The following is a 7,201-nucleotide window of genomic DNA, read 5'->3' on the forward strand; positions in this document are numbered from 1 at the left end:
AGCAGGCACAGATCAAGACGCTCGCCGAAGTCAGCATCGAAGAGATTCCACGTTTTTCCACCGCGTCCGGTGAGCTCGACCGCGTGCTCGGCGGCGGGCTGGTCGATGGCTCGGTGGTGCTGATCGGCGGTGATCCGGGGATCGGCAAGTCGACAATCCTGCTCCAGACCCTGTGCAATCTGGCCAAAAGCATGCCGGCGCTGTACGTCACTGGTGAGGAATCCCAGCAGCAAGTGGCCATGCGTGCACGCCGTCTCGGCCTGCCGCAGGATCAACTGCGGGTGATGACCGAAACCTGCATCGAAACCATCATCGCCACCGCCCGCCAGGAAAAGCCCAAGGTGATGGTGATCGACTCGATCCAGACCATCTTCACCGAACAACTGCAATCGGCGCCGGGCGGCGTATCCCAGGTGCGCGAGAGCGCGGCGTTGCTGGTGCGTTACGCCAAACAGAGCGGCACGGCGATCTTCCTCGTCGGCCACGTCACTAAAGAAGGTGCGCTGGCCGGTCCGCGTGTTCTGGAACACATGGTCGACACGGTGCTGTATTTCGAAGGTGAATCCGATGGTCGTCTGCGTCTGCTGCGGGCGGTGAAAAACCGTTTCGGCGCGGTCAACGAGTTGGGCGTGTTCGGCATGACCGACAAGGGCCTGAAAGAAGTCTCCAACCCATCGGCGATTTTTCTTACCCGTGCTCAGGAAGAAGTCCCGGGCAGTGTGGTCATGGCGACGTGGGAAGGCACCCGGCCGATGTTGGTGGAAGTGCAGGCGCTGGTCGATGACAGCCATCTGGCCAACCCGCGTCGGGTGACGTTGGGTCTGGATCAGAACCGATTGGCGATGTTGCTCGCGGTGTTGCACCGTCATGGTGGGATCCCGACCCACGATCAGGACGTGTTCCTCAACGTGGTAGGCGGCGTGAAGGTGCTGGAGACGGCGTCGGATCTGGCGTTGATGGCGGCGGTGATGTCGAGTTTGCGCAACCGGCCGCTGCCCCATGATCTGCTGGTGTTCGGCGAAGTCGGCCTGTCTGGCGAGGTGCGCCCGGTGCCTAGCGGGCAGGAGCGGCTGAAAGAAGCGGCCAAGCACGGCTTCAAACGCGCGATCGTGCCGAAGGGTAATGCTCCGAAGGAATCGCCTCCCGGCTTGCAGATCATCGCCGTGAGCCGCCTTGAACAAGCACTTGACGCACTGTTTGAGTGAACGCCGAACCTCTGTGGTGAGGGGATTTATCCCCGTTGTGGCGCGTAGCGGCCCTGAAAAAACGGGTCTGCTGCGCAGCCCAACGGGGATAAATCCCCTCGCCACATCAATCCCCTCGCCACATAAATCCTCTCACCCCATAAATCCCCTCACCCTATAGATCCCCTCACCACAGGGCATTCCAAATTGGGATTGGGGGGCCTAGATTTCGATCAGGGCACCCAGTTCGCGCTCCAGCTCGGCCTCATCCGCCAGATTCAGTTCGATGAAGCGGCGCAGGCGCTGGATCGATTCCAGGCTGATGTGCCGGCAGATGAACCCCAAGTGGCCGTTTTCCTCATGGGCCAGATGCACGTCCATTTTGATATCGACGTCTTCGCTCAGATGAATGTCGACGAAGAAGTCCTGGTCTTTATCCCCGAGCCACGGCTCCGGTCGCTCGATCAGCAGGCCCTTGAGCGACAGGTCGATCAACTTGACCGGCCAGATGTACTCGCCCTGTTTCAGCTCGGTTCGGGCATCGAACGCAATACGTTTGAAACGACGTCGATTGGCGGGGTGCTCGCTCATGGCGCAATCCTCATGAAGGTTCGCTGACTATAGACCGCGAATGCGGGCGCCAGCCAATCGCTCAAGCGTCTAGACCTATGTCGGGGTATGGCCTTTGGCGCCGTAAGCGCTAAACTCGGGGTGGCTGTCTTTCTTGTCCACCCTGGCTGGAATAATAAAATGAAAAATAATAATAGCCTGCTGCGCCACTTACCCTGGCTCGTGCTGGCAATCGTAGGAGCGTGCGCCCTGGGCGTAGTGGCATTGCGCCGCGGCGAGGCGATCAACGCCTTGTGGATTGTGGTCGCTGCCGTGGCCATTTATCTGGTTGCGTACCGTTACTACAGTCTGTTCATCGCCAACAACGTGATGCAACTGGATCCGCGTCGGGCCACCCCCGCCGTGCTCAACAACGATGGTCTGGACTATGTGCCGACCAACAAACACATTCTTTTCGGTCACCACTTCGCGGCCATCGCTGGCGCGGGGCCACTGGTCGGTCCGGTGCTGGCGGCGCAGATGGGGTATCTGCCCGGCACACTCTGGCTGATAGCCGGTGTGGTGCTGGCGGGCGCGGTGCAGGACTTCATGGTCCTGTTCATGTCGACCCGACGCAACGGCCGTTCCCTGGGCGATATGGTGCGTGAAGAAATGGGCCGGATTCCCGGAACCATTGCACTGTTCGGCTGCTTCCTGATCATGATCATCATCCTCGCGGTGCTGGCGCTGATCGTGGTCAAGGCCCTCGCCGAGAGCCCGTGGGGCATCTTCACCGTGATGGCGACCATCCCGATCGCGATGTTCATGGGCATCTACATGCGCTACATCCGCCCGGGCCGCATCGGCGAAATCTCCGTGGTCGGTGTGTTGCTGCTGCTCGGCTCGATCTGGCTGGGCGGGCAGATCGCTGCCGATCCGGTATGGGCCAAAGCCTTTACCTTCACCGGTGTGCAGATTACCTGGATGCTGGTCGGCTATGGTTTCGTCGCTGCATCGCTGCCGGTCTGGCTGATCCTCGCGCCACGCGACTATCTGTCGACCTTCCTCAAGATCGGCACCATCGTCGCCCTGGCGATCGGCATCCTGATCACCATGCCCGAGCTGAAAATGCCGGCGCTGACCCAGTTCGTCGACGGCACCGGGCCGGTATGGAAGGGTGGTCTGTTCCCGTTCCTGTTCATCACCATCGCCTGCGGCGCGGTATCGGGTTTCCACGCACTGATCTCGTCGGGCACGACGCCGAAGCTTTTGGATAACGAAACCAACGCCCGCTACATCGGTTACGGCGGCATGCTGATGGAATCGTTCGTAGCGATCATGGCCATGGTTGCCGCTTCGGTGATCGAGCCGGGCGTGTACTTCGCCATGAACAGCCCGGCCGCAGTCGTCGGCAGTGACGTCGCTTCGGTGGCGCAGGTTGTCACCAGCTGGGGCTTTGCGATTACGCCGGAAGCGCTGCAAGCGGTTGCCCATGACATCGGCGAAACCACCATTCTGGCTCGCGCCGGTGGCGCGCCGACTCTGGCGGTCGGTATTGCGCAGATCCTGCACAGTGTCCTGCCGGGTGAAAACACTATGGCGTTCTGGTACCACTTCGCGATCCTGTTCGAAGCGCTGTTCATCCTCACCGCTGTGGACGCCGGCACCCGTGCCGGACGCTTCATGCTGCAGGACCTGCTCGGCTCCTTCGTACCGGCGCTGAAACGCACCGAATCGTGGGGCGCCAACCTGATCGCCACCGCCGGTTGTGTGGCGATGTGGGGCTGGTTGCTGTATCAGGGCGTGATCGATCCACTGGGCGGCATCAACACCTTGTGGCCATTGTTCGGCATCTCCAACCAGATGCTCGCCGGTATTGCGCTGATGCTCGGCACCGTGGTCCTGATCAAGATGAAGCGCCAGCGCTACATCTGGGTCACCCTGTTGCCGGCCACCTGGCTGTTGATCTGCACCACCACTGCTGGCTTCATCAAGCTGTTCGACGCCAACCCGGCGATCGGCTTCCTGTCCCTGGCCAAGAAGTACAGCGATGCGCTGGCCAACGGTCAGGTGCTGGCGCCGGCGAAAAGCGTCGAGCAGATGCAGCACGTGATCTTCAACGCCTACACCAACGCCACACTCACCGCGCTGTTCCTGTTCGTGGTGTTCAGCATTCTGTTCTATGCGCTCAAGGTCGGCATCGCCGCCTGGGGCAAAAAAGAGCGTACGGATAAAGAATCGCCATTCCAGGCCCTGCCGGATGCGTAACCAGAGGATTGCAGCATGTTCAATGACCTGAGTCGCCTCGGTAAATACCTCGGTCAGGCCGCGCGCCTGATGGTCGGCATGCCCGACTACGACACCTACGTCGAGCATATGCAAACCAAACACCCGGACAAACCGGTGATGAGCTACGAGATGTTCTTTCGCGAACGTCAGGAAGCCCGTTACGGTGGCAAGGGTGGGCCGAAGTGTTGTTGAACTGACAGCATCAGGTTGAGGTAATCCCCTGTGGGAGCGAGCCTGCGCGCGAATACGGAGTGTCAGTTGATGAATGATTTGACTGACACACCGCTTTCGCGAGCAGGCTCGCTCCCACATTTGTTTTTGTGTTCTTTTCAGGAGATCGGGTTTTGTCTTCTCCCATTCCGGTAACGGTTCTCAGCGGTTTCCTCGGCGCCGGCAAGACCACCTTGCTGCGTCATTTATTGAAAGCCGAGCACGGCCTGAAAATCGCCGTGATCGAAAACGAATTCAGCGACGCCGGCATCGACACTCAGTTGCTGGGTGACGAGCCGGTGCAAGTCATGACCCTGGCCAACGGCTGCGTCTGCTGCACCATTCACACCGACTTGACCAAGGCGCTGTATTTGCTGCTCGAGCGCCTGGACAGCGGCGAGATCGCCTTCGATCGTCTGGTGATCGAGTGCACGGGGCTGGCCGATCCGGCGCCGGTGGCACAGACCTTTTTCATCGATGAAGAGCTGCGCGAGCGTTATCTGCTCGACGGCATCATCACCCTGGTCGACGCCGCTCACGCCGACGTGCACCTGACCCAGACCATTGCCCAGGCGCAGATCGGTTTCGCCGATCGCTTGCTGGTGAGCAAGACCGATCTGGTCGATGAACCGACGTTCACTGCGCTGAGCGAGCGCCTTACGCGAATCAACCGCCGCGCGCCGATCCGTGTGGTCGAGCATGGCAACATCGATCTGGCCGAACTGCTGGATGTGCGCGGCTTCAACCTCAATGCTGATCTGGGCGGTGGTTTGAGCCTGCGTCCGGTCAGCAAGGCGCCGTCGATCGATCGCATCTCCAGCCTGGTGCTGCGCACCGATCAGGCGCTGGATATCGATCAGCTCAGCGAATTCATGAACGAGTTGCTGGAAGAGCACGGCAAGCAGTTGCTGCGCTACAAAGGCGTGCTGAACATTGCCGGCGAAGATCGGCGGTTGGTGTTTCAGGGTGTGCTGAAACTCTATGGTTTCGACTGGGACACCGAATGGGCCGAGGGCGAGACGCGCGAGAGTGTGATCGTGTTTATTGCCGATGATTTGCCGGAAGAGAAAATTCGGGCGGGGTTTGCCAGGGTTGCTTCTGCCTGATGGATCTTGGTTGTCAGTGATGGCGTCTTCGCGAGCAAGCTCGCTCCCACAGGAGACCGTATTCCGTCCAGAGAAATGCGGTCAACTGTGGGAGCGAGCTTGCTCGCGAAGGCCGTCTAACCGACAGCACAATGCTCAAGGTCTGAACCCAGCAGTGTCTGCTCAAGATGATCCAGATGCCGATCCATCAACATGCCGGCTTTGGAAACATCACCTCGCTCCACAACCTCAACCAACGCCAAATGCTCCTGCCATGCGCAACAGCTTTGCGTCGAAAAATGACTCCGCCCAATTGCCAGCGACGTCAGCGGCACCAGACTGCGCAGAAAATGCGCCAGCGGCAGATTTCCCGCCATCCGTGCCAATTGCAGATGAAACTCCCCCGACAACCGAATCGCCGCCCCGCGCCGAGCCTGCTCGATGGCGCGCTTCTCGCGCTCTATCAACGTGCGCAAGCATTTCAGATCGTCTGGCTGCGGACGCTGACAGGCCAACCGCACCAAGGTGTGCTCAGCCAGCCGTCGCGCATGCAAGGTCTGCCGGATCAGCTCCCGATCAGGCGTGGCCACTCGTGGTCGATGATTGGCGCGCAATACCACGATCTGCTCGTGGGACAACTGCGTCAGCACCCGTCGTACATCGGCGCGGCCGGCGCCGAACATCGCTTGCAGACTGTCCTCGGTGAACCGGCTGTCTTCATCGATACGCTGTTCGAGGATCGCATCGAACAGTCGCGGATACAGATCCTCCGTCGGCGTGCCCAGGCGAGAGACGGGCAGGGCGGTCGAATGCGCATGCGAGGCTGAAGCAAAACTGTTCATGGCCGTTCTCCTGGCAAATCAGGTGGGCAAGTTGTCGTCCGGAATATTCAGCTCAACGCCCATGCGCTGGCCTTCGCGCAGAATGTGCCGACGCATTTCGGCGCTGGCCTGAGCGCTGTTCTTGCTGCGGATCGCGCGGACTACCGCTTCGTTTTCTTCCAGGCGTTCGGCCAGATGTTCCGGGGAATTGCGCAATACCTCGGCGCTTTGCTTGAGGGCGTTGCTGGTCTGCTGTACCACGCTCTGGAAAATCGGGTTCGAGGTCAGCGTGAACAGTTCTTCGTGGAAAGCGATGTAGGCACTGACTCCGGCCTCACTGTCACCGGCCTCGAGGGCTTCGCGCATGTCCATCAGGGTCAGGCGCAATTGGCCGACTTCCTTGCTGCTGATCGATTGCGCGACCAGCCCGACGATGAACGGCTCAAGGGTGTAGCGCAGTTGCAGCACGTCTTCGAGACTGGCGCCGGCGACTGCGCTGTCGTGGCTCTGGCTGTCGCTGAGTTGTGCGTCGAGCACGACTACGCCTTTGCCCGGCATCGAGCGCACCAGGCCGAGGGTTTCGAGGACGATCACCGCTTCGCGCAGGCTGGGCCGGCTGATGCCCAGCTGTTCGGCCAGTTCGCGCTGGCCCGGCAGCATGTCGCCGGAGCGCCATTGGCCACGGGCCAACGCGGCGCGGAGTTTTTCCACCACTGAATTGACGACGGTTGAAGTTGTAATCACGTATTGGCTCCCTGCGCCGTGCCTGCATATTGGCAGGCACTGCACTCATTCAGAATTCTTTGGCCGCCGCCTGAGCGACGGTTTTTCGCGGTTGAAAGTTATAGCCCTGCTCACCGTTGAGCACCTTGTTCGCGCGCTGTACATCGATGTCCTTTTCCCAGCGGGCGATGGCCACGGTGGCGACGCAGTTGCCGATCAGATTGGTCAGCGCGCGGCCGATGCCCATGAACCAGTCCACCGCCAACACCAGCACCAGACCGACTACGGGAATCGCCGGGATCGCCGTCAGCGTCGCGGCGAGAATCACCAGCGCCGAACC

8 protein-coding genes are annotated in these 7,201 nt (G+C 60.5%); 4 read left to right on the forward strand and 4 right to left on the reverse strand.

Going from position 1 to position 7,201, the window contains the following annotated elements; translation table 11 throughout:
• Positions 1 to 1,205: DNA repair protein RadA (gene radA / locus OQK_RS14935; RefSeq protein WP_038861221.1), on the forward strand; the 1,205-nt coding region annotated here is incomplete at its 5' end.
• 201 nt (positions 1,206 to 1,406) lie between these two features.
• On the opposite strand, the gene OQK_RS14940 is transcribed toward radA, so the two are convergent.
• Positions 1,407 to 1,775 (reverse strand): PilZ domain-containing protein, encoded by a 369-nt coding sequence (locus tag OQK_RS14940; protein ID WP_016773098.1) that lies wholly within the window; start codon positions 1,773 to 1,775, stop codon positions 1,407 to 1,409.
• Positions 1,776 to 1,934: 159 nt separating this feature from the next.
• Here OQK_RS14940 and OQK_RS14945 point away from each other — a divergent pair, with 159 nt between their 5' ends.
• The 3 genes from OQK_RS14945 to yjiA all read left to right on the forward strand — a co-directional run bounded on the left by OQK_RS14945 (position 1,935) and on the right by yjiA (position 5,338).
• A complete protein-coding gene (locus OQK_RS14945) occupies positions 1,935 to 4,001 on the forward strand; it encodes a carbon starvation CstA family protein (protein WP_016773099.1) in 2,067 nt (688 codons plus the stop codon).
• A 15-nt stretch (positions 4,002 to 4,016) separates the two neighbouring features.
• The gene (locus OQK_RS14950) at positions 4,017 to 4,214 is read left to right on the forward strand and encodes a YbdD/YjiX family protein (protein WP_003228401.1); all 198 of its coding nucleotides are present in this window, start codon (positions 4,017 to 4,019) and stop codon (positions 4,212 to 4,214) included.
• Between the two features lie 152 nt (positions 4,215 to 4,366).
• On the forward strand, positions 4,367 to 5,338 hold the full coding sequence (gene yjiA / locus OQK_RS14955) for a GTPase (RefSeq protein ID WP_016773100.1): 972 nt from the start codon (positions 4,367 to 4,369) through the stop codon (positions 5,336 to 5,338).
• Positions 5,339 to 5,454: 116 nt separating this feature from the next.
• Here the strand turns inward: yjiA and OQK_RS14960 are convergent, their stop codons facing one another.
• From OQK_RS14960 to OQK_RS14970, 3 genes are all read right to left on the reverse strand, one after another.
• On the reverse strand, positions 5,455 to 6,159 hold the full coding sequence (locus tag OQK_RS14960) for a GntR family transcriptional regulator (protein WP_016773101.1): 705 nt from the start codon (positions 6,157 to 6,159) through the stop codon (positions 5,455 to 5,457).
• Positions 6,160 to 6,177: 18 nt separating this feature from the next.
• Positions 6,178 to 6,882: a FadR/GntR family transcriptional regulator gene (locus OQK_RS14965; RefSeq protein ID WP_016773102.1), complete on the reverse strand. Its 705-nt coding sequence runs from the start codon at positions 6,880 to 6,882 to the stop codon at positions 6,178 to 6,180.
• A 49-nt stretch (positions 6,883 to 6,931) separates the two neighbouring features.
• Positions 6,932 to 7,201 (reverse strand): cation:dicarboxylate symporter family transporter (locus OQK_RS14970; protein WP_038860972.1); only part of this gene is annotated, 270 nt, incomplete at its 5' end.

Origin of the sequence: Pseudomonas sp. R62, assembly GCF_000257605.1 — a bacterium.
In the GTDB taxonomy this organism is placed as follows: domain Bacteria; phylum Pseudomonadota; class Gammaproteobacteria; order Pseudomonadales; family Pseudomonadaceae; genus Aquipseudomonas; species Aquipseudomonas atacamensis.